This is a genomic window from Methanosarcina sp. 1.H.A.2.2 (assembly GCF_000979975.1).
Classification (GTDB): Archaea; Halobacteriota; Methanosarcinia; order Methanosarcinales; family Methanosarcinaceae; genus Methanosarcina.
Map to the genome: position 1 here is coordinate 216,113 of NZ_JJQL01000079.1, position 21,771 is coordinate 237,883.

15 protein-coding genes and 2 tRNA genes are annotated in these 21,771 nt (G+C 43.1%); 7 read left to right on the forward strand and 10 right to left on the reverse strand.

Translation table 11 applies throughout. The features are described 5' to 3' along the window. Positions 1–48 precede the first annotated feature (48 nt). Positions 49–2,334: a right-handed parallel beta-helix repeat-containing protein gene (locus tag EO93_RS12790; protein ID WP_156161317.1), complete on the reverse strand. Its 2,286-nt coding sequence runs from the start codon at positions 2,332–2,334 to the stop codon at positions 49–51. 792 nt (positions 2,335–3,126) lie between these two features. Next, positions 3,127–3,333: a hypothetical protein gene (locus EO93_RS12795; RefSeq protein ID WP_048132733.1), complete on the reverse strand. Its 207-nt coding sequence runs from the start codon at positions 3,331–3,333 to the stop codon at positions 3,127–3,129. A gap of 335 nt (positions 3,334–3,668) precedes the next feature. Between EO93_RS12795 and EO93_RS12800 the strand changes: the two genes are divergently transcribed. From EO93_RS12800 to EO93_RS17585, 3 genes are all read left to right on the forward strand, one after another. Continuing rightward, entirely contained in the window at positions 3,669–3,887 is a 219-nt protein-coding gene (locus EO93_RS12800) for a hypothetical protein (protein ID WP_048162841.1), read from the forward strand. A 91-nt stretch (positions 3,888–3,978) separates the two neighbouring features. Continuing rightward, positions 3,979–4,299 (forward strand): hypothetical protein, encoded by a 321-nt coding sequence (locus tag EO93_RS12805; RefSeq protein WP_048162843.1) that lies wholly within the window; start codon positions 3,979–3,981, stop codon positions 4,297–4,299. Beyond that, complete coding sequence (locus tag EO93_RS17585; protein ID WP_156161318.1) at positions 4,296–4,436, forward strand: hypothetical protein; 141 nt, start codon at positions 4,296–4,298, stop codon at positions 4,434–4,436. Before EO93_RS12805 ends, EO93_RS17585 begins: the two co-directional genes overlap by 4 nt. Before the next feature lie 106 nt (positions 4,437–4,542). Here EO93_RS17585 and hcp read toward each other — a convergent pair whose 3' ends face one another. Continuing rightward, the gene (gene hcp, locus EO93_RS12810; protein ID WP_048162845.1) at positions 4,543–6,162 is read right to left on the reverse strand and encodes a hydroxylamine reductase; all 1,620 of its coding nucleotides are present in this window, start codon (positions 6,160–6,162) and stop codon (positions 4,543–4,545) included. Between the two features lie 662 nt (positions 6,163–6,824). Here hcp and EO93_RS16980 point away from each other — a divergent pair. Beyond that, on the forward strand, positions 6,825–7,055 hold the full coding sequence (locus tag EO93_RS16980) for an amidohydrolase family protein (RefSeq protein ID WP_162198706.1): 231 nt from the start codon (positions 6,825–6,827) through the stop codon (positions 7,053–7,055). Positions 7,056–7,413: 358 nt separating this feature from the next. Then, complete coding sequence (locus EO93_RS17590; protein WP_052735459.1) at positions 7,414–8,562, forward strand: hypothetical protein; 1,149 nt, start codon at positions 7,414–7,416, stop codon at positions 8,560–8,562. Between the two features lie 237 nt (positions 8,563–8,799). On the opposite strand, the gene EO93_RS12835 is transcribed toward EO93_RS17590, so the two are convergent. Then, positions 8,800–8,873 (reverse strand) — tRNA-Val (locus EO93_RS12835). 246 nt (positions 8,874–9,119) lie between these two features. Between EO93_RS12835 and EO93_RS12840 the strand changes: the two genes are divergently transcribed. Next, positions 9,120–9,884 carry an A24 family peptidase C-terminal domain-containing protein gene (locus EO93_RS12840; protein WP_048162850.1) on the forward strand — a complete coding sequence of 255 codons (765 nt, stop codon included), beginning with the start codon at positions 9,120–9,122 and terminating at the stop codon, positions 9,882–9,884. A 71-nt stretch (positions 9,885–9,955) separates the two neighbouring features. On the opposite strand, the gene EO93_RS12845 is transcribed toward EO93_RS12840, so the two are convergent. The 6 genes from EO93_RS12845 to EO93_RS12870 form a co-directional block, all read right to left on the reverse strand. After that, positions 9,956–10,543 (reverse strand): cobalt-precorrin-7 (C(5))-methyltransferase, encoded by a 588-nt coding sequence (locus EO93_RS12845; protein WP_048162851.1) that lies wholly within the window; start codon positions 10,541–10,543, stop codon positions 9,956–9,958. A gap of 46 nt (positions 10,544–10,589) precedes the next feature. Continuing rightward, a complete protein-coding gene (locus EO93_RS12850) occupies positions 10,590–11,615 on the reverse strand; it encodes a cobalt-precorrin-5B (C(1))-methyltransferase (protein ID WP_048162852.1) in 1,026 nt (341 codons plus the stop codon). A 696-nt stretch (positions 11,616–12,311) separates the two neighbouring features. After that, positions 12,312–14,570 carry a DNA mismatch repair endonuclease MutL gene (gene mutL, locus EO93_RS12855; protein WP_048162853.1) on the reverse strand — a complete coding sequence of 753 codons (2,259 nt, stop codon included), beginning with the start codon at positions 14,568–14,570 and terminating at the stop codon, positions 12,312–12,314. 116 nt (positions 14,571–14,686) lie between these two features. Then, the gene (gene mutS, locus EO93_RS12860; protein ID WP_048162855.1) at positions 14,687–17,389 is read right to left on the reverse strand and encodes a DNA mismatch repair protein MutS; all 2,703 of its coding nucleotides are present in this window, start codon (positions 17,387–17,389) and stop codon (positions 14,687–14,689) included. Positions 17,390–18,228: 839 nt separating this feature from the next. Next, a tRNA-Pro gene (locus EO93_RS12865) sits at positions 18,229–18,306 on the reverse strand. A gap of 160 nt (positions 18,307–18,466) precedes the next feature. After that, positions 18,467–19,027 (reverse strand): CDP-alcohol phosphatidyltransferase family protein, encoded by a 561-nt coding sequence (locus EO93_RS12870; protein ID WP_082107652.1) that lies wholly within the window; start codon positions 19,025–19,027, stop codon positions 18,467–18,469. Between the two features lie 326 nt (positions 19,028–19,353). On the opposite strand from EO93_RS12870, the gene EO93_RS12880 reads away from it, so the two are divergent. Beyond that, on the forward strand, positions 19,354–20,502 hold the full coding sequence (locus EO93_RS12880; protein ID WP_048162858.1) for a (Fe-S)-binding protein: 1,149 nt from the start codon (positions 19,354–19,356) through the stop codon (positions 20,500–20,502). The last annotated feature ends 1,269 nt before the right edge of the window (positions 20,503–21,771 follow it).

Consider the following 21,771-nt stretch of genomic DNA (forward strand, 5'->3'; position numbering starts at 1 on the left):
CAGCATACTGGTCCATAAAATGAAAAATCCAGAATAAGGCCCATATGATTAATGTGCCTTACGAGTTTTTGACAATATGATTCCTGCAAGAATTAAGATTAAAACACAGAAAGAACCCATATAAGTAGACCCTACATTCGGTACATTACTGTCTGGAAATGATACATTAACAGTTTTACATACAGCACCATAAGTTTGAGATTGCGCAGTAATTTTCACCGTGTACGTTTTTCCAGAATAGTTAGTGACTATAAAAGAGTCAGTTACCACTCCTATAGGGTTACTTACATTGTCATTAGTACCTGAGATTCCAGAGGGTACAAACGTTTTTCCATCACTCATAGTACCCAGTAAAAAAGTCAGGTTGCTGGACTGTGACGAAGAATCATAATAGCTTGCATTAATATAAGCTGCTGTATTGTTTATCTGTTTATATGTACAATTTGTACTGATCACAGTCTGCATTGCAGGTATTGTAGAGGTGTCACCTGAAGGTGGTATTGTAATAGTATATTGATCCAGATCAGGTATTAATGTGCTGGTGTACTTTTGTCCATCTAAAGTAATTGTTACAATTTTATATGTGACACCTTGAGTCAAATGGAAATTTGCTCTACCGTCATTATTTGTCCAGGCACAAAAATTCGGTTTTTCATTACCTAAGTCATTATTTGGTGCGTAAATCTGAACTTCACATCCGGGGACTTTCTCATTTGAAGCAGTACAAACATATAACTTCACATAGTGTGGTTCTAAATAATCAGGTGCTTTAACCATTTTTATATTCATTTCTGTGTTTGTACCTGTCATATTTACTGGTAATTCAGGATTGTTGAGATAGCCTGTTGCTGAAGCAGTTAAACAGTACGTGCCTTTTCCACTGTTCACAGTGAACTGGTAAAGCCCGTCAACATCAGTAATTTGAGTACAATTCCACGTATTATTTGACAATTTTATTACAGCACTCTGAACAGGTTGGCCTGTAGTTGAATCTGTTAAATATCCATATGCACCGGGATAGACTGTAGCTGATTTTTTGCCACTTACTGTGAACAAACTTACAGGACTGTTGTATACCCATGAATTATGAACGTCATCATGTGCACCGATTTTTATAGCAAACGATCCCGTGTAGCTTATTGGTACATTTGCAGATGTTTGTGAAGTGTTAAGACTATATATTAAATGAGATGAATCGAATTGTGATGTACTGTTATATACATTGATAAAATAACTTGTTGCATTCAAATATGTCCAGCTTATACTTACATCTCCGTTGACAGTTGAAATTGTACTGCCTTTAGCTGGAAAAGTAACAGAAGGTACTACAGAACCATTGTAAACAGGTAAATTTCTTGTACCATTGTCTGCAACATACCCATTATCTTTTGTACCCCTGGAGCTTGAATAGGAGCTGGTTACAATATTGCCTGTTGATGCAATATCCATACCACTAATTCCATCATATCCAGGGCTGTTATAGAATATATTATTTGAAACAGTACCTCTGCCTGAACAGGCACCATCAGCTGAGTCGTGATATATTGTATTTAATTGAAGTGTTGAAAATATATTATCATAAATATTCAGGCCTGTTACTTCACCTCCCATTACTTCTACCCCAGCATTACCAGAACCGGTCTCAGTGTAGAAAGTATTCCTGTAAATTTGAACGTTTTTCGTATTATGAATTTTAATGCAAGAATTTATAAAAGTGCCCCAGAAATTATTAAATATTGAAATTCCATCCCCGGCAGACCACGCATCAAAACTGTCATGACCGGGTTTACACACTGTATTATAAACCTGAACATTGCTGGTATTTTTTTTACAGAAAATAAAGTCACCCATACTGTATTGCATTTTTAAGTCGTGAATAACTACATTTGAACAGCCAGACAAATAAACTCCTTTTTCATATTCCCTATACTTGTTGCTTGCCGCATGCATTATGCTTAATGATTCCCAACCACCATCAATTAAGAAATTTGAAATTACAATATCAGAAATACCATTACAGTTAATTATATTTTGAGTTGCAAAATTAGAGCTCGGATTGTCACAATAGATAACAGTCGCACCAATCCCATTTCCATTAAGGGTTACCCCTGATTTCATGATTATGGGTGAACTTATGTGAAACGTGGTCGATGCAAGCTGTACAGTGTCACCTGAATTCGCTGATTGTATGGCAGCGTTAATAATATTCTGGTCGTCTGAGCCTGCAGGGCTAAAGGAAGTTCCTGGGCCTACATTGATAATTGCACCAGAGCAATTGGCTGAAAAAAAACAGATAAATAAAAGGAAAGAAATAAAAAGAATTTTAGTATTCATACTTATCACTAATCTTTACTATATATGTACTCTCTCATATTTTTTATTTTTACTGTCTTTTTATCATCAAAGTCAAAAGACAAGTTTCAAAATTAGTTACTAAACAAAGCGAATTCATTATTTGATTTGAAGTGCCATATCAACAATAATTTTTTTGTCCCGGCTCAACTTACTCAAAATATTAATGCACTATTCGTCTATAAGTATTTGAGCTCACCACCCTTACGTAGCTCTAAATCTCGAATTTAAATTTTAGGAGTGTAAATGAAATATGAACTCTTGAATCCTGTTCAAGGTTATACAACCAGAAGTAAAATCTGACCTCGAAGCAAGAGTTGAAGCATTAGAAAAGGAAGTCTATAAAACCTCTAAATCAGAAAAAGGTTGAAAAATTAAGTGGGCCCGCTGAGATTCGAACTCAGGACCTCCGCCGTATGAAGGCTGGGGCATAAGCGACGCAAGCACCACGTTTGACGAGCCAAATTCGATAGATCTTTCTCTTTCTCAATAAGGCGGGAGGACTCCTTCCTCAGCGGCTTTCAAGCCGACAGGGAGGAGTAGTTCACTAATAAGGAATCAAACCAACAAATGTTAATGAACAAAACGATAATGTTCTTAACAATATCCGGGCTGAGCATAAGGACAAATTCAATGAATGGCTGCTCGATAAAAAAGCCATAAAAGAATGTTAAGTTGGAGATCAGATAAAAGTGATTTGGAATCAATGAGCTGTGCAATCCAATCTCCAGTGTAGTCTCAAGAGTCATACCTTTTTACTTGGAAACATATAATTTACATTATTTTTCCAAAGATCATTGTGGATATTTTTATCAGCACGTAAGCTATTGGCAATGATGCTAGAAACATGTACAGGAAAAATCCAAGCGAGCTCAGACCTCTCATTATCCGAACTTCAATGCTGTTTCCCCCGCGAATTACAGTACCATCATAACATATTGCGCTGTCAAACTGCCTGAAATATGCCTCATTCTGTTTCATATATTTCCCCTACTGTTTTTCCCCACTGTAAAGTTCTTTTTGATTGTACTTTGATCTTAAGTACAAATACTTTCTATAAATAGTTATCTCATTAAACTAATATTAGTTAAACAGTATTTCTGAGATATTGGTGATATCATATTAGTCAGATAAGTATAAAAGCCGGGAAAATAAATGATGAAGGCTCATTTGTGTATTATTTTTGGTCTTCGCTACAACATCTAATGAGTATCTTTTTCAAAAATTATTTTTAATGTTTTAATTAATAACTTTGATCAGTTTCTTCATTTATCTTCAGCCTTTACTGAGTATTCTTCAAGTTTAAGAGAAAAGGCATGCTTGTCTATGTAATTGCCCTTGAAGAAGAGCTTAACTTCGAACTTAAAGTTTCACAACCGGAAGCAAAATCCGACCTCGAAGCAAGAATCGAAGCATTAGAAAAGGAAGTCTATAAAACCTCTAAATCAGAAAATAATGAAGAAACAGAGAGTGGGCCCGCTGCGATTCGAACTCCTGACCTCCGCTGTGTGAATGTGTCTTATGATTTCTTATGATTTTGAAAATGAGTTCGTTAACTTATATGTAATTAGTGCCATTTTTTTATGAGCATTCATGCTGCTTAAAGCAGGTGGGGGAATTAATAAGATGGATGATAAAAAACCTATTATCAGACTGTATTTTGCCAAAATCAAGGAAGAATATTATAATCTATCTGATGAGGAAAAGCAGGAGTTCATGATTAAGGACCGCAAGCAAATGGACGAGCTCGGGATGAAACTCCTGATGACGATTGACTGCCGCTGGTCCAATGGAGAGTGGGATTTTATCGGGGTCGAGGAATGGCCATGCATAGAAGCTCTTGAGAAGCGTGCCATATTCGAAAAAGAAGAACTGAAAGCATTCAGGTATGCTGAATCGAAGACTTATCTGGGTACTCTTGAAATTGGCGAATATGGTAAAGAATGAAACTTGAGGCAATGGAGATCCGGGCTAGTTCAAGAGCGTCTAATATTCCTGAGTCGGATTACATTCCCGGAATTCTGGACGTCCTGTTGATAATTGCAGGTTTAAGCTATCTAACCGGAATTTATAAATATTCATGAAAATCTGGCTAACGCTACTGATATCGTGCATGTATGTCAAAAAAATAATTAAGTTCCAACCCATTTAATTCAATTTTGGTGTCACCTATTTTTGTTGCACACTCGTTTATTTTAAAAGTCTCTCCATGTCTTCTTCTATGGAGCTGTTCGGTGTTATATTGAACTTCTCCACCAGTACATTGAGGACATTCGGTGAGACAAAGGCTGGAAGTGTCGGGCCAAGGGTAATATCCTGTATTCCAAGCCTCAGGAGGGTAAGCAACACAAGGACTGCCTTTTGTTCGTACCATGCGATATTGTACGAGATCGGGGCTTCGTTAACGTCTATAAATCCAAGCCTGGACATAAGTCCCTGTGCAATGATGATCAGTGAAAAAGAATCATTACACTGTCCTGCATCCAGTACCTTTGGAATCCCATCAATGTTCCCAAGGTTAAGCTTATTGTAGCGATATTTCGCACATCCGGCGGTAAGTATGACAGTATCTTTGGGCAACGCCTCTGCGAAATCTGTGTAGTACTGCCTGTCCTTGTGGCGTCCGTCACAACCTGCCATGACAATGAACTTCTTTATCTTGCCTGCTTTGATGGCATCAACGATCTTGTCTGCATTAGACAGTACGTAGTTGTAAGCAAAACCGGTCATGACAGTCCCTTCTTCTAATTGTACCGGAGGTTCACAGGTCTTTGCCTGCTCGATGAGGGCCGAGAAGTCTTTCTTACCATCTTCAGCCAAGATGTGTGTGGCACCGTCATAACCTGCGGACCCTGTAGTGTATAACCTGTCAATGTAGGTCTCTTTTGGAGGGATTATACAGTTGCTTGTAAGTAATATTGGTCCGTTGAAGCTCTCGAATTCCTGCCTCTGTTGCCACCATGATCCTCCGTAGTTTCCTACCAGATGTTCGTACTTTTTAAATTCAGGATATGCATTTGCAGGCAGCATCTCACCGTGAGTATAAACATCTACACCGGTTCCCTCAGTCTGATCCAATAGTTGTTTCAGGTCCTTTAGATCATGACCGCTTACGAGAATACCGGGATTGCCTCTTGTTCCAATATTGACTTGTGTAGGTTCCGGATTTCCAAATGTAGTGGTATTTGCCACGTCAAGGGCTGCCATTACATCAAAACCATGTTCCCCACATCTTAGTACCAATGAGATGAGGTCCTTATCAGTTAGGCCGTCATCCGTGGTTGCCAGAAGGCCTTCCTCTATAAACGAATTGACTTTCTTATTGGAATTTCCAAGCATTATAGCATGATGTCCATATGCTGCAATTCCTTTGATCCCATAAATCAACAGTGCCCTCAATGATCGGATATCCTCGTTCTCTGTTGCAAGTACACCGGTGTTCCTGTCCTTGAGGTTTTCCGGGGTCAAAGTTGCGATCTCGGGCAGATCGTTCTCATCAAGCAAATTGTTATCCAGAAGTTTCTGCTTGATCTTATTCTGAACCTTGAATCCTCTGTCAATGCGGTCCTGAATTCCGCTCGCTCTGAAATCGGTATTCGTTATGGTTGAGAACAGTGCATCGAGCATAAATTCATCAGTGCTCTTTTCAGAAATTTTTGCCTTTCTTGCTTTCTGGTTGTAGAATGCAATGCTCTTAAGCACATAGATGAGATCGTCCTGAAGGTCTGCGACTTCCCCTTTCTTACCGCACATGCCGTTATTTGTGCAGCCTTCCCCGTTCATTGTTTCTTCACACTGGTAGCAGAACATTTTGTCACCCCTTTATGTAGATATTATGTGCAGGGATATCTATTTACTTTTTATGCCCTCACATCTTCAATCTCTCATTCACGTGCGAATTGAGGGTAAAAGGCTTCTCACTCCTGGTATTCTGCTTTATTTAATGAAGATTGGCTTTTCGGAATTTCATTTCATTCCAATCTTAAACAACCCTAACTTAAATCAGTAAAATAGTTTTACAAAGTATTACTCTCATTTTAGAGCCTATCCGAAAAATCCGAAGAAAAGTGGGCCCGCTGAGATTCGAACTCAGGACCTCCGCCGTGTGAAGGCTATTTGCCCTCCGATTTAGAAAAAGAGCCCATATCTGCCAGTTGTGGGCCGGTACAAACGAAGAAGATAATCCAGGATAGGAACGCGCCTCCATGTATCTGGAATATCTATACTATTCTAACTCCCTTTAATCCTACAGGAGATCGTTCTTACCGTGGCACTCTGGTAAGTGGGGCGGAAGCAGCCCTTGGCGCTGAGAGCATGAAGTATTTCGCCAGAATCAAGGAAACAATAGATAGTGGTGCCCCCGTTGCCATCGGAAGCGATTGGCCAACAGGCGTAAAAGACGCCAATCCGTTGAGGATGCTTCAAGTTTTGGTGACGCGAAAACCCCCTCTGAAAAAAATACCGACAAGCCTTTGGACGACACGATTAGTTTAGAAGATGCCATTCGCGTTATGACGCTGGGCGGAGCCTATTCAATGAGAAAAGAGAATGAATTCGGCAGCATTGAGAAAGGTAAAGCTGCCAACATGGTTGTCCTGGATCAGAACCTTTTTGAAATCGACCCTGATTCAATCATTGACTGCAAGGTTGTTTACATAATCTTTGCCGGCAAAATTGTTTATGATGCAAAAATGCCAGAATAAGAACATCGTAGATATCCCATTTCTCCACAATCTCTCTTTTTCTTTTTCTCAAGTCCTCCTTGACTTCTCCTATTATCTTCTCCTTTTCTCCATTCCTTCTGATTTTCGAATAAAATTACTTCTACACTCTCCTGCCTTCTATCTTAAGTGCGTGGTTTGACGAAATCCCATAGATATATTGTGGGGAAGAATGCGAACTTTTGTCCGACCTGCAAGAGTCAGCCTTATCAGAAAATCATGTAACTAATTGGAAGATATACAATACCACTTTATATATATTTTAGAATTTAGATTATTACTATATACTACTTTTGATATATATTCACAGAGTTGCAATGTTCTGTGAAGGAGAAACAATATGAGAAACAAAAAGCTAGTTTTTGAGTTAGTTTTAATTCTTCTAGTTAGTTTCCTTGCAATTGGATGTGTAGGAGAAAAGGTAACAGAAGGATATGTAGAAGAACAGCAAAAAGAAGGATATGTAGAAGAACAGCAAACAGAAGGATATGTAGAAGAACAGCAAACAGAAGAAGATATAGAAGAACAACAACCAGATAATTTACTCACAACATATAGTGAAAATATCCCAAGTTCTGTTTATAGCCTATATCCTAAATTAGGTGATTACTTACTATCTTACGAAATCACAAACAATGGTGAAGATTATTTATATGTTACAGTTTCTTCCGAAATAACTGGCTACACTGACGATGCTATAAACACAAAACAAATCTCGCCAGGTGAAACGGTAGAGATCTCTCAAACACCTTTATTTAAACCCGGTGTTTTAGATACTTTGACTGAAACAAAAACTGCGAATTTACATTTCAAAGTTACATACGTTGAGGATAATGTCGAAAAAGTATGGGATGAACAGACAATGCCCATAGAACTTTACTCGAAAGACACTATGGTTTGGAGCACATATTACGACGGAGAGCTTGTTGATCTGAGTCCGTACATTGTTGCATGGGTGACTCCACATACAAGAGAAATCGATGAATTAGTCAGAATAGCAGCTGAATATAACCCTCAAGGAACTATGGGATATGCAAGAACATCAGATGAAAGATATGCACAGATTAACGCAATTTATGATGCACTGCAAAATGAATACTCTATTACTTACATTAGCTCACCTATAAGTTATACAAGTGGTATGGAGTCATCTCAAAGAGTCAAACTTCCTAAGGATGCAATAAATCTCGCATCTGCAAATTGTATCGATGGGACAGTTCTTTTTGCATCTGCACTTGAAAACATTGGAATAGATTCAGATATTGTAATCATTCCAGGGCATGCGTTTCTCGCGTGGGAAGATGGTGAGGGTAACATCGAAGGTGCATTAGAAACCACAATGGTAGGGAATTCCGATTTTTATGATGCATATACATACGGACTAGACGAGTATAATGAACAGGTAGAAAACGGAAACTTTGAGAACGGTATATCATTGGCAATATCGGTAAAGAAATGTAGAGATTTAGGAATAACACCGATGGAATGAGAACTAGAGTTTAGATCCAAAATCCAAACTCTACCCTTTTTTATATACGATCGGTGCTTTTATTTTTTCTAAGATATTAGTGAAAGGTTCTGCTTCATGTACTGTACTAAAAATTCGACTTATTTCCTTATAGTGCGTATTTCTGTCCGACCTGTCCAAACTTGAAGCAAGAATCGAAGCATTAGAAAAGGAAGTCTATAAAACCTCAAAATCAGAAAAGAAAGAAGAAACAGAATGTGGGCCCGCTGAGATTCGAACTCAGGACCTCCGCCGTGTGAAGGCGACGTCATAACCGGCTAGACCACGAGCCCACAGATGAAATTGAAAATTAATAAGAGTTAAGCAACCATAAAATAGAACTTCTTATGTATAAGCTTATCGCTTGCGAGCTGATTTTGGGCTTGACCGGACCTGTTATGTAAGTACATTTTCATCTTTTTGGCCAGGGGGTTTCAGTTTTTTTGTATATTTCGAGGGTTTCAATCAGGCGATAAAGTAATGAAGTAATGGAGTAATAATGTAAATAACTATAGAAATAATTTAATTGATTGGTTTGTATGATCGAAATCCTGAAAATCCTCTTCACCATGCCGTTTTTGCTCTACGCGTGCTATACTGACCTGAAGGCACGCAGAGTCTCAAATAAGGTGTGGAAATACATGCTTGCATCGGGTTCGGTATTTGTAATCTATGACGTTTATACTGGAGGGATTCCCTACCTTAAATCTCTAATTTTTTCCGGAGTTATTGTTTTCGTTTCGATTTACATCCTTTTCCAGCTTGGGGCCTTCGGGGGCGGGGATGCAAAGGGACTGATAGTGCTTTCAATCATATTTCCGCTCTATCCGGTTTTCCTGTTCTCGGGAGAGCTTTATCCTTTGCTAGGGTTGCCTCCTGTAGGGCTCTTTGCCTTCACGGTACTGGAAAATGCTCTCCTGGTAACGACACTTGTGCCTCTCGGGATGTTCTGCTACAACGCCCTGCATTTCTCGCCTGAAATGCTTAAAAAGCCCTTATACATGTTTATCGGGTACAGGACTGAGGTATCCTCTCTGAAAAGGAAGGAACATCTGGCCTTGCTTGAAAAGTTCGAGCTTGATGAAAACGGAATCGTCATCAGGAAGTTTGCGCGGACAGGGCTCGACTTTGATGCGAACCTGAAGCCCGAACTTGGGGAATACGTAAAAAAAGGGCTTATTGAAAAGGAAGTCTGGGTTACCCCGGGCCTGCCTTTTATGCTCTCAATTACAGCAGGCTTTATAACCGCAGTCGTTTTCGGGGATTTAATCTTTTACGCTGTCTTTAGTTTTCTCATGGGCTGAACCTCAAATATACGGAAATTTCCGGGCGCTGAACCGGAAGTTTTCCCCCTTTCCCCCTCTTTCCCCGTTTTTCATCTTTTCTGCACGATAAGCAGCCCGTAGAGAATTGTTTCTGCAATTGGGGGATTTTCAGGAGTGCCTTTTGCGATCCTTTCTTCGGGGTAGCCGAGGTTTTCGCAGGTATAAAGTTCAGCGTTAATTCCAAGTTCTTTAAGGATTTCTGCAACCTCGCAGGAGCCGAATGTCTCTTCCGGCAGCAGGAAAATGTTTCTGCCGTTCTTCAATTCCTGGATCAGTTCGGCTTTTGCAGGTTCAAAGTCCCTGCCGTGGGCTGTTATTGCACAGAGGTTCGTCAGGTTTACCTTTGTACGCGCACAGGCTGCCTGCATTGAAGAAATTCCGGGAATTACGGTATCATTTTCCCCTGCAAATTTCCCGAGCCCGGAAAACATGGGGTCTCCTGTTGATAGGACAACGGCATCTGCGGGCAGGAGATGGAGCGACTTATAGTCTTTAATCGTTTTTGCTTCGCAGGTAATATGTTCCTGTGCGAGCTCAAGGGCTCTTTTTGCACCGTAAACCACTGATGCCTTTGTTATCGCCCTTATCCCTTCTTCCGTGAGCATGCCGGGTCCGACCCCGACTCCTACCACAATCATAGTTTTTCTTCCCCTTTGTCCGGTTCAAGTTTTTTGAGTTTAATTCTCACTTTTGTTTCTCGCTCTTGCTGTCCATCAGGACAGACCCGTCCCTGTCAATTACAACGATTCTTGCGCCCTTTCCTTTTTCGACGGCCATTTCAAAGGCTTCTTTCAGGCGCTCGTGTTCCGGAGCCTTTTCAAGCATCTCAACAACGGTTGCATATCCGCTGTTCTCAAGCATCTCAGGGTTTCCCCATTTCAGGACAAGACCCGGAAGCCCGCAGATTATGACATCGCCTGAAGCGTTATCAAGCCCTTCCGAAATCCTGCTCCCGACCATAACAACGGTGTATTCAGGGAAGAGCATATGAGAATAACGCATTCCTATTCGGCCCGTAGTCAGAACCACTCTATCCGTGCAGCGGATAAGGTCTCCTTTCATCTCTCCCAGATGGTCGTTCCAGGGCTCAACAAAACCTGTGCTCCCGAGGACAGAAATCCCGCCTTCGACTCCTATCCTGCTGTTCAGAGTCTCTTTTCCTATCCTTTCCCCTTCAGGGATCGAAATCGTGACCTCAGCTCCCTTTAAACCCAGTTCCTCTACAGCTTCCTGCACTGCAGCCCTGATCTGTTCCATGGGTTTTGGGTTGATGGCCGGGTTGCCCTTCGAGACCTGGAGCCCGTCCCTTTTTACAACTCCTATGCCCTTTCCGCCGAAGATGCTGATCCCATCTGCTTCCCTGGCTTCGCCAACAAATTCAAGCCCCCGGGTAATATCGGATTCGTGGTCGTTAAGGATCTTCTTTACAACTGCACGCCCTGGAGAGGATTCGCTGACTTCAAGGTAGGCTCTCAGTCCTACCGGGGTGGGAACGGATACGCTGTCAACTGTTTTTTTAAGGGAAAGCACAGCGGCTTTTGCAGCGGCACTGGCTGTGGTTCCTGTGGTATATCCTCTCTTGAGTACGGACCCGTCACTCAGGACCACGATCATCCCGGATGCCACGTTTTTTTCAAGCTCTTCCCTGGGCAGCCCGGTACGGGCAATCCATTCTTCAGGGATCTTGAAATTGTTAACAGGATCTATCATGGAAGAATACTCGGAGGTTTTTTATTATAAATGTATTGACCTGAAAACCGGGAACTAATTGGAAGAGAAGAGCCTCAACAAAACACAACTGATTCTTATGAAATACCTCGGGGTTCCTATACAAACCCGAACAAGAAGACTGACTTCTGGGAAAAGGTTCGTGGACTCCAGGAACAGGTTACTGGATTATAGAGAACAGTCACTGGACTATCGAAAAAGGTTACTGGACTCCGGGAAAATGGTTACTGGATTATAGAGTACAGTCAGTGGACTATCGGAAAAGATCAATGGACAGTGTAAAATTCCCCGGGCAATATAGAAAAGAGTGGCATCATTCCAGGAGTGGGGATTTTTTCGTTTTTCTGGAAGTTGGGGTTTGTTGGGGTTTGAATGGGGGGTACCATTCTTGTTGGGGTTTGGGGGGTTGGTGTGTGAAAAATAGCCTTGTGGAATGATGCCTATTTGATGTCAGTACTCGCCTGACACCTATCTTACATTTCAGTTATATTATATAAATCTATAGGGATATAAAGGTAAATGTTCAGTGAAAATCCTCTATATCTCTTCATAACCACTCACCAGTATTCTTTCTATGCGCTACGTCGAAAGATTGAGTTTTTTATAGGGGCGTCCACTCTCCTGAACAGCCCCCTTCCCCTGATTTTCTCAACTTTTTCTTTTTTCCGGGAATCCTATTCACTGAGTTCTTGCAAACATGCGGTCCAGTTCGCCTTTTGTAAAGGTTATCACTGTTGGTCTCCCGTGCGGGCAGGAATAAGGGTTTTCGGCTGCTTTGAGCTGTTCTATCAGCTCTTCCATCTGCCTTGAGTTGCAGGCTGCCCCTCCTTTGATTGCTGCCCTGCAGGCAAGGGTCTTGCTCACCTTTTCCGAGACCCCAGTATCTCTTTTGACCTTTCCTTCAGCCAGAAGGTCAGATATCACGTCATGGATTACGCTGGTATCCTCGAGCCGTCCGAAAACCTCAGGGACAAAGGTAACGACATAGGTATTGTCCCCGAATTCCGAGATCCCGAAGCCGTACTCCTCCAGATAAGGGATATACTCCTCCATGAGCACCTTTTCTTTCGGGGTGAGTTCTATCACTACAGGGGCGATCAACTCCTGCACCCTGGATTTTTTCGTTCTCAGGACCTGCTCGTAAAGGATACGCTCATGGGCTGCATGCTGGTCGATTATCACAAGGTCTTCCCCTTTTTCGGCAAGGATGTACATCTTAGAGGTCTGGCCTATGACCCGCAGGTCTTCGAAAAGATCGGTGTTTGCTTTTTGCTTCGGCTTTTTACTTTGCCTCTCCCCTGCATTTATTCTTTCATTTACCTTTTCCCCCGTCTTCGCACTGATCAGTTCTCTTTCTTTCTCTCCTGTCTTCGCACTGATCAGTTCTCTTTCTTTCTCTCCTGTCTTTTTACTGATCAGTTCTCTTTCCTTTTCCCCTGTTTTCTTCTCTTCCTTTTCCCCTGTCTTTTTACTGATCAGTTCTCTTTCCTTCTCCCCTATCTTTTCCTCTTCTTTTTCTCCTGCTTTCTCCTCTTCCTTGTTACTGACCTGATCTCTTCCCCTCAGGACTTCCTGGACTCCTACCCTTTCTGCATCCAGGAGGCGCTCGGATTTCTTTAGTCTCCTCTCCGTATCCTTTATCGGGTAGGTATAAGCTTCGGATTTTTCTCTCAGGAGTCTACTGCCGCTTTCAGGAACTCTGGCTTCCTCTTGAAACTCTGCTTCCTTTCCGGTTTCCTTCCCGGCTGCTTTCCTGATTTCCTCTGCAGGTCCCTTTTCCGGCAGAGTTATAGGGGCTTCCTGTGCCTGAATTTTTCCTGATGGCCCTGAACCCTCGAAGGTTTTCTGAAACCTTCTTCCATCTTTTTCCCTTACCACGGGTGCAAGCCCGTGTTCAGAAAGGACCTTTTCAACTGCACGAATGACTGCATCTCCTACCTCCTTTTCCCGGCTGAAACGGACTTCGGCTTTGCGGGGGTGTACGTTTACGTCCACCTCTCCCGGATCGAGGGTAAGAGCAAGCACTGCCACAGGATAGCGGCCTTTAGGGATCTTTGTGTAATATCCTTCGCGGACAGATGTGCTGATAGCTCTTGAAGTGACAGGGCGCGTGTTTACGAATACATAAAGCTGGTCGCTTCCTCCCCTGTGGGTTTCGGGTTTTGAGATATATCCCCGGAGTTCAAAGTCTTCTGTCCTGTACTCAAGGGGCAGCATTGAACGTGCCGTATCAGGGCCGAGCAGGTTGACCATGCTTTTCAAAAGGCCGCTTGAACCCGTATTTTTTATGATTGGCTTTCCTTCACTGAGCAGGGTAAAGGAAATTCCCGGATTTGCCAGGGCAAGCCTTGTAATGGTATCTGTGATATGGGCAAGTTCGGTGCGGTCGCTTTTCAGGTACTTGCGCCTTGCAGGTGTGTTATAAAAAAGGTCTTTTACGTGTATCGAGGTCCCCGGAGCCGTGCCTGCATCAGATGTTTCCTGCACTTTTCCTCCGTGGATGACCATTTTTGTGCCGGTAATCTCTTCCGGGGGACGGGTAATGATCTCTACCTTTGCAATGGCGGTAATTGAAGCAAGAGCTTCTCCCCTGAACCCCATTGTTGAGACCGTATCAAGGTCTTCGATCTTTGTGAGTTTGCTTGTTGCGTGTTTTTTGTATGAAAGGAGAGTATCGGCCCTGCTCATCCCGCAACCGTTGTCCCGGATAAGGATGGAATGTTTTCCCCCCTTTTCTACCTCGATGCGGATTTCCGTTGCTCCGGCATCGATTGAGTTGTCCACAAGTTCCTTTACCACGGATGCCGGGCGTTCTATTACCTCCCCGGCTGCGATTTTATTTATCGTGTCCCTGTCGAGAATCCGGATTTTATTACCCTGATTTTCTATCTGACTTTCCATCATCTCTTCCAGCTTTTCTTCAACCTGCTCCGTCATTTGTTTTTCACTTTTCCTTTCCTTTGCCCTTCATCTGCCTTTTATCCGCCCTTTCATCTGTTTTCCCTGATCCCTTGCTCTATCAAGGTGGGCAATCTCTTAGCCCATTTTTCTTTTTAACCAAGCAGTTTTTTCAGCTCATGGAGTTTGTTCATGGCTTCTATTGGCGTCATCTCATCCACGTTCAGCTTTTTCAGGGCTGCTTCCACAGGGCTCAACCCTTTTGCCCTCTCCTGATTCCCATTGCTGCTTCCGGGGTCGAAAAGCATCATCTGGGTATAGCGTGCACTTGCTTTGCTTTTCCTCTTTTTCCCGTTTTCGCTATCCTCTACTTCTTCAAACACGTTTTCCTTTTCAAGTTCCTTAAGGATCTCGTTTGCCCTTTCGATCACCTTTTCCGGGACTCCGGCAAGCCTTGCAACCTGGATCCCGTAACTCCTATCTGTTGCTCCGGGAACGATTTTCCGCAGGAAAACTAACTCGTGGCCATCTTCTTTTACTGCAATATGGTAGTTTTTGACCCGCTTTAATTTCTCTTCAAGGGCTGTAAGCTGGTGATAATGGGTCGCAAAAAGAGCCCTGACCCCAACCTTTCCCCTGTTGTGCAGGAACTCCACAACTGCTTTTGCGATGCTGTACCCGTCATATGTGCTCGTCCCCCTGCCTATTTCGTCAAGCAGTACAAGACTTCGGGGACTTGCGTTATTCAGGATATTTGCAAGCTCCACCATCTCAACCATAAAAGTGCTCTGCCCGCTTGCAAGGTCGTCAAAAGCCCCTATCCTTGTAAAGACCTGGTCAATCATTCCTATGGATGTATGGGATGCCGGAACAAAGGAGCCTGCCTGAGCCATAATTGCAATAAGGGCGGTCTGGCGCATGTAGGTGGACTTTCCTGCCATATTCGGGCCTGTAACAAGCAAAAACTGGTTCTCCTTGCAGTCCATTTCGGTATCATTGGGTACAAAGCCTCCTGATACGGTACTTTCGACTACGGGGTGCCGCCCGTCCCTGATAAGGATCTTGCAGTCTTCGGTGAGCTGCGGCCTTGTATAGTTGTTGTTTTCTGCAACTTCGGCAAGGTCTGCAAGGACATCAAGGGTGCCCAGTCTTTCTGCTGTTTCCTGGAGTTCCCTTGAATGCGCTGAAAGGGCCTGTGTGAGTTCAGTGAAGATTTCGTATTCCAGAGCTACTGCTTTTTCATTTGCTGTCAGGATCAGGCTTTCTTTTTCTTTAAGTTCCGGCGTAAAGAAACGCTCTGCATTTGACATCGTCTGTTTTCTTATATAGTCATCAGGCACCTGGCTGCTGTTTGCATTGGTAACCTCGATATAATAACCAAAGACCTTATTGTATCCGACTTTCAGGGACTTGATTCCGCTTCTCTCTTTCTCCTTCTGCTGAAAAGCCGCAATCCACTGTTTGCTGTTGCTTGCAATATCCCGGAGTTCGTCAAGTTCCGGACTGTACCCGGACTTTATCATTCCGCCATCTCTAACGGTTACAGGAGGCTCTTCAACAATTGCTTTTTCAATCATTTCAGTCAGGTTTTCCAGTTCCGAAAAGGCTGCAAGCCCTTCTGCAATCTCTTTTAATATTTCTGGCCCGGCTTTTTCCAGCAGGCAGTCCCGGATAGAAGGTACGACGTCCATGGACTTTTTCAGGGCTACGAGGTCCCTTGCGCTGGCATTTCCATATACTATCCTTCCTACCAGGCGTTCGATGTCTCTTACGTCTGAGAGCCAGTCCCTTATATCATAGCGGAGCAGAGAGTCTTCTGCCAGTTCTTCTACGGCATCCAGCCTGTGGTTTATATTTTCTACGGAAAGAAGGGGCTTTAAAAGCCATTTTTTCAGGATACGGCTTCCCATAGGTGTCCGTGTGCAGTTCAGGGTCCGATAGAGGGAGTTTTCGTCTCCTCCTTCCCTCACGTTTTTCACGATTTCGAGGTTGCGCAGGGTAATCGAATCCAGGACCATGAACTCGGTGTTTGAGTAGGTCCTGAGGGTATTGATATGGGCAAGGTCCCTCATCTGGGTAGTCTTTGCATACTCAAGGGCAGCCCAGGCGGAGTAAACTGCAAACTCCAGCTTTTCGCAGCCCATGCCCTCGAGGGTTGCGACCCCTAAATGAGCTTTCAGGTTTTCTCCGGCTTCCTCGGGTCCGAAAATCTCGGGAGCAAATTCCTGCACAATTGTCTGGTCCCTTAACCTGGCTACTAAATCTGAATTCCCGTACAGGGACGGGGGCAGGATGCATTCTGCAGGGTGCATGCGGGCAAGTTCGCTAAGTAATTTCTCAAAGCTGTCCGAGTCCGTAAACTGGGTTGTAAGGAACTCCCCTGTAGATATATCGAGGAAGGAGATCCCGAATTCAATTTCTTTTTCCCCGCTTTTCCCGGATTTTCCGATCTCCCTTCCTGCAACTGCCATGAGGTAATTGTTTGAGGCATCCGAAAACATTGAGGAGTCTATTGCTGTTCCCGGGGTGACCACTCTGACAACTCCTCGCTTCACAACTCCTTTTGCCTGCTTCGGGTCTTCGAGCTGTTCACAGATGGCTACCTTGTACCCCTTATTTATTAGCCTGGGCAGGTAGGTGTCAATGGCATGGTAGGGAATTCCTGCAAGCGGCATTTTCTCCCCTGTTTTGTCTTTCCCCCGTGCAGTCAGGGTAATTCCAAGTTCTTTCGCAATGGTTTTTGCGTCTTCCCCAAAGGATTCGTAGAAGTCTCCCATCCTGAAGAAGATAAGGGCGTCAGGGTATGCCTGCTTGGCTTCGTAGTACTGGCGCATTGCAGGGGTCATCATTTCTGTCATTTTTCAACTCACTGTAAGCCTTGAATCGTTAATCTCTACAGTTAATATCTAAATCTGGAACGGGGATATATGAATAAGCGGCTGTTTCAGCTAAGCAGCATGGTTCTTTTCCGCATGTCAGTTTGAGTCATTTTGAATATCATTTTGAATATCATTTTGAATATCATTTTGAACATCATTTTGAATATCAGGTTAAAATACTATGTCTTTATCTTGAATCATGCTTCTTATATATAATTTAACAATTCGGTATTGTAAGCCTTATTAAAGGAGGAATTGCCCTGAACCGGGAAAAATTAGTTGAAGTCTGTCCTGTCTGCGGGAATGCGGATATCTATTATGAGGTTGGCGGGTATGCAGGTGCGGTCTACCACTGCAAGGAATGCGGGTATATCGGAGCTTTCGTTGTTGAGGCTAATGAGGAAATGATTGAGAAAATCAAGGAGAAGTATAAGCGGGAAAAGGGGAAGGAAGATAAATTACACTAATTCTATATTTTTTGGGGTGGGGTTAATCGGCTGATATTGTTCCGGGGTAACCTTACTCGCATCTTCAACTTCCCTATCCTTTCGCCCTTTGTATGCAGCAGATCATAACTTGCCTGTATCCGAGTTTTCAAGTCCTCTTTTCTGTTTAGGAAAGGCCGCCTGCTTCGCAGTCGTTGAGAGCCCGGGGCCCAAAAAACAAATTCAAAACGTGGTCACAGCCCTTTAACTATAAGCTCAAAAACGATGAAAGGGGCTGAAAATAGGAATTACGCAGCAAATCAGATATTTTAAAAACGTGTAATGAAAAATCCAATAAAACATGTAAAAAAAGTCTAAGGTTGAATAAGAGTTTGGTGGGGCCGCTGAGATTCGAACTCAGGTCGCAAGACCCCCAGCCTTGCAGGATGGACCAAGCTACCCTACGGCCCCGCAGAGCATTTATGCTTTTCAGACGGCAACGGTCCTATGCTTGCTTGCCATCATCCAACTATTGTAATCAAACATGTAGTATAAATGTATATCGGTTGGGGGGAGCCAGTAGGGGATGTTCTTTAATTTTTTTATTTGTTCGGATCTCCGGATTGTGGCTTCAGGGTTTCTGGAATTCGGATTCGGGGGGCTTACTCAGTATACTTTTTGCTCGCAGGACTCTCTGGATCATGGTGATATGCGAGAATATCGCTATCAGAACAAGAGCCCAGCTGAGGAATCCTGAGAGGGCGCCTAAAGCCAGGATGAGCATCCTTTCCGTGCGTTCGGCAATTCCTATAGACAGCTTCCGGCAGCCTGCGGACTCTGCCCGGGCGCGGGTGTAGCTCACCAGAAAAGAACCTATAAGGGCAAAGCCAGCCCAGAGCCAGACTTCTATCCCGAGGACGGGGGTAAAGCCAAGTCTGCCGTAAATCGCCCCGGCCATTATTCCAAGAAACATCAGCCCGTCGGAATAGCGGTCGCAGACCGAGTCCAGCACTCCTCCGAAAGGAGTGGTCCTGCCTTTTGCTCTTGCGACTCCGCCGTCAAGGATATCAAAAACCCCGCTGAAGAGAATCAGGAGCCCTCCTTCAAAAGGTTTGCCCAGGGCGAATGCAGCTCCTGCAGCCACGCTTACTGCAAAACCCAGCAGGGTAAGGGTGTTTGGGGAGAGGGGTATTGAACGGGCAAACGGAATTACCAGCTTTCTTGTGCTGTTTTTCAGCTCTTCGAATATTTCAATCCCTTCCTTTTATCTGTTTATTCCTTTTATCTGTTTATTCCTTTTATCTGACTATTCCTTTTTATCTGGCTATTCCTTTTATCTGACTATTAATAGTGCATATCTGGATATTAGTCTTATCTTTTTTCTAAATATTTCGGGCTTCAGGGATGGAATTCTCCAGAAAGAGGTTTTAAGGACCGCTAAGTTTTAAGGATCGCTATATTTTTAGGATCGCTATAATAATGAAGTCGCATGAGTTTAAAATGATGTGGAGTTAAAATATGAATATAGTGGAAAAACACAGGGAAAAATGTACGCAATGCGGACAGTGCCTTGAGGTCTGCCCTCGATATGATGACCTCAGTTTGCTTGACCTACTTTACGGGTATCTGGACGGGACTACTGGAATTGATCCTGCTTCCCTGCTGCACTGCCTGACCTGCGGGCTTTGTGCCGAAGCCTGTCCCGAAGGGCTTGGGCTCAAGATGCTTATTTCTCCTGCCCGGCAGAAATGGGTAAGTGAAAACGGTCTCACGGACAGGCAGACTATGGCGGACCCTGAGGCTGAAAATAATATCTTCAAAAAGGTTGGTGAAATGGATGAGATTCCTGCGTACATAGACAGTCCTGGCTCTGTCGTGTATTTCCCGGGATGCGCCGGCACCTATATTAACAAAAATATGGCACAGGCTGTTGTTGCCCTTCTGGAAAAGGCGGGGGTCGATTACACTGTCCTGAGCGGGCTTGAATACTGCTGCGGCGCAGTATCTGCAGGTGCCGGAAACCCGGGTCCCATCCGCAGGCATGGGCAGCAAAATATCGATGAGGTCAGGAAAAGAGGGGCAAAAATCCTTCTTACATCTTGCCCCGGCTGCTTTAAGGCTTTTAAGGAAATCTATCCAAAAATGTTCGGGGAAATGGACTTTGAGGTGTTACATGTCTCTCAGTACCTGGAACGCCTTTTAAAAGAAGGTAAACTTACTCCGGAAACAACCCTCAAACACAGGGTATTTTACCACGACCCCTGTCATCTGACTCGGGGCATGGGCGTCTACAGGGAAGCACGAAACGTGCTTGAAAATATCCCCGGCACCGAGCTTGCAAATAAAACTCCTGAAGGTTCGGCTTGCTGCGGCTTTGGTGGAGGCGTAAGGGTCAATTATCCTTCCGAGTCTATTTCTGTAGCTTCTGATCGTTTTCGGGCTGCCGAAAAACTGGGCTGCGGCATAATCATTACCAACTGCGGGGGCTGTATGCAGAACCTTGTCGAAGCCGGAAAGGATGAGAAAATAAAGATCTTTGACCTCGCCGAATACCTTTCCCTTGCTTGTGGAGTAAACATACCGCGGGAAGATCAGAAACTGCTTGAGCTTGTAAACAGAGCTTACAGCTTATGTATTTCTGGTTATAAAGAACCAGATTTATCATAAATTCTCTTTGTGATCCCCTCTATAACTCTCCCGTTTCTATTTTTCTCTTCTTTTTTCTTTTTTCGCCTTGCCTTCTATTTTATGGGAAGGAACGTAAAACCCCGAAGTCTTCCGCTTCGTGGGATATAAGCGTCAACTTCCTCACGTTCTGCTGTTATTGATTCTGCAAACTTATTTCTATTTTGAAGTCTCTCATTCCATGCTGATTTCCGAAGCGAAAACCAAGCAAGGACTGAGGTATTTTGCTGTCACCACAATGCGAAAGCAAGTTGGATAACAGGGCAAACTTCACGATCACACTCTCTAAGGGCTAGAGACTGCGCCAGCGAAAACTGGAATCCGAAAGGAAGCTCAAGTACATATTTTCACCTGCGGAACGCGGGGAAGAGCTTGGGGACTTGCCCTCAATAGAGGGAGGAATGAACCAAGAAGCCACTCAGTCTTTAGCTGAGTGGTAGTTCACCCTCTTCACTTCTTGCACTTCACGTCTCAGGTTATTCTTTTTTCCATCGTCCCACTTTCTCCCATTTCTTATTTTATGTTCAGAATGTTTTATTCTATGTTCAGAATGTTTTTTTTCTCCGGGGCTGCTAGCATTTTAGATATCTATTCTTTTCCTGTGGGCACGAAATTGTAATGAAATTCTGACTCAGAAAAATATCTAATATATAAGTTTTTCTCTTTTTCCTGTTTTCTGACCTGAATTCCATTCTGACTCAGGAAATGAGAAAAAACGATGTTCTAAAAAAGAATTAATTGGTCGTCAATCAACTGTTTAACTTAAAGTTTTGATGCTAAACAGCATCAGTATCCTTTATATCTTCTTATGCTCTGCATACTTAATTATTTTACTTTTTTAATATTTTTCCAGATTTCTTCCCTATTTACTTTACTTTTCCTTCTCTCACGTCCCTCCAAAAGTCCATTTTTAATGTTTCATATTTATATTTTTCGTTTGATCTTCTCTGATTCTCTCCCAAATACTTCCTTCAAAATGTATTAACCAAAACTTATTTATATAACTCTCATTTTTGGCATGTATTTTTTAACAAAATATTTATACCAGTAAATTGAACTTTATTCTGGAGACATTTGTAAAGATGAGTACACAGACGGGATTTAAAATGGCACCAAAAATACTCCCTCTGCTAAAATACTCATGAACCCCAATCAGGACAATCATGAATCCTTCATGATTTCGCAGTTTTGCTTGTGGTAATCATGGTTTCCCACCCATGGTGATCATGAGTTACTTCTCGTGCATCTCAT